At 73.7% G+C, this 1,740-nt stretch carries 1 protein-coding gene and 2 pseudogenes; all 3 read left to right on the forward strand.

Annotated elements, in window-relative coordinates:
- A pseudogene (locus tag ABNT58_RS05030) lies at positions 1–417 on the forward strand (hypothetical protein); the annotation flags it as partial.
- Positions 418–545: 128 nt separating this feature from the next.
- A complete protein-coding gene (locus tag ABNT58_RS05035) occupies positions 546–1,499 on the forward strand; it encodes a hypothetical protein (RefSeq protein WP_348752413.1) in 954 nt (317 codons plus the stop codon).
- Positions 1,496–1,740 (forward strand): annotated as a pseudogene (locus ABNT58_RS05040) (TonB-dependent siderophore receptor); the annotation flags it as partial. The gene ABNT58_RS05035 and the pseudogene ABNT58_RS05040, both read left to right, overlap by 4 nt.

Consider the following 1,740-nt stretch of genomic DNA (forward strand, 5'->3'; position numbering starts at 1 on the left):
GCCTGGCGGGCCGAACTGCATGCGCGCTGGCTGCCGCCCGGACATGACGGCCTGCACGGCACTACGCACCCGCATGCCCATCCGCACCCGCATCCGCACCCGTCGGTGGCGGGCGATGCCGCCTTCGCGTCGGCCGACGAGGCTTCGCTGGCCCATGCCCATGCGCATGCCACCTTCCAGCGCCATCACCACGACCCGCACGATGCCACCGTGATCGCCCTCGATGGCACCGACGCCGGCGTCGGTGCCGACGGCGTTTCTTCCGCAGCTGCGGGCAGCGCCACGCTGCCCCTGGGCCTGGCCGCGCCATGGGCCTTGCCGGCGGCCACGGCACGGCCGGCCCGCTGGCAGCGGCCTGCCTCTGACCGCTGGACCGACGCGGCCGTCCTCCCGCTCGAACAACCTCCTCGCGCCTGACCGGCAGCCCTTGCTGCCCCTGTCCACCGCCTGGCCGGTGCCGGTCCATCGTGACCCGCACCGGCGTCTGGACCGGGCCGTTGCCGCGGCAAGCGCCGCCGGCGCACGGCCGTCGACGAGGAGTTTTCATGGACACCGACGCTTTCGACAGCGTCGAGGTCGGGCGCCAGCTCGGCCACGACTTGCATCGCTGCAGCCGCCTGCCGCTGCAGCCCGACTGGCCCGCGCCTGTGCGCGAGGGCTTCCTGGCGGCGGCGGCCGGCCGCTCGCCCCGCCAGGCCGGCGACCGCTTCCAGCGCAAATGGCTGCAGCTGCGGCTGAGCGCATTCAACCGCCAGCGCGTGGTGGCGCCCGATGTCACGCCCGACCTGCTGCGCGAGCTCGACCTCGACCATTGCCCCGTCACGCGCCAGCCGCTGACCCATGGCCTGCGGGCCGACACCGATGCGTCGGTCGACCGCCTGAACAACGACGCCGCCTATGCCGCCAGCAACCTGGCCGTGATGAGCGTGCGCGCCAACCGGGCCAAGGGCTGCCTGAGCTTTGAGGCCGTGTGGGCCGCTGCCCGCGGGCAGGCCCCGGCGGGCGAGCTGACGCCCCAGGAATGGCTGCGCCTGGCGGTGTTGATGCAGGGGCCTGCCTTTGCCACCCGCCAGCACCTGGCGCCGCTGCTGCCGCTGGTGGCGCCGTTGCCTTGCCGCTCGGTGCGGCTGGCCATGCAGCAGATCCAGCGCCTCTTCACGCTGGAGGCGCGCCGGCCGTCGGGCCGCAACCTGCTGGTGCGCGTGTTCGCGCAGGCCGCGCCGGCCGAACGTGCACAGATGCGGCTGCGCCGCTTCGGCGATGTGATCCATGAAGCCTTGCGCGCGCAGCACCCGGGCGACCACTGCTGGGACGTGTGGCTGCAGCCGCAGGTGATGGCCGCGCTGCAGCAATGGCGCGAGTCGCTCGACGAGCTGTCCTGGGCGCGGGTGGCCCGCCTGTCGGGCCAGCTGGCAGGCGGGCAACGCGTCAGCGCCGCCAGCCTGGCGCCCTGGCACCTGGCTTCACGCGGCTACCAACCTCGACGGGCCTCTGCATGAAACAACCGCTCCGTCTTTTTCGTCTGCAAGCCGCGCTGGCCTGCACGCTGCCGGCCGTTGCCGGCCACGCCCAGACCCCCACCGAACCCGCCCAGGCGGTGGAAGTGGTGGGCCGCACCCAATCCGGCGCCTACCACGCGGCCGAAGCCGCCGGCGCCAAGACCGAGCTGCCGCTGCGCGAGCTGCCGCAGTCGGTGCGCGTGGTCACCCGCCAGGCCATCGACGACCTGGGCGCCACCAA

Source organism: uncultured Aquincola sp. (assembly GCF_964001545.1).
Taxonomy (GTDB): Bacteria; Pseudomonadota; Gammaproteobacteria; order Burkholderiales; family Burkholderiaceae_C; genus Aquincola.

Bases quoted from the DNA above. Each gene is read 5' to 3' on its own strand.
- ABNT58_RS05035 (WP_348752413.1), top strand. From the start codon at position 546: ATGGACACCGACGCTTTCGACAGCGTCGAGGTCGGGCGCCAGCTCGGC.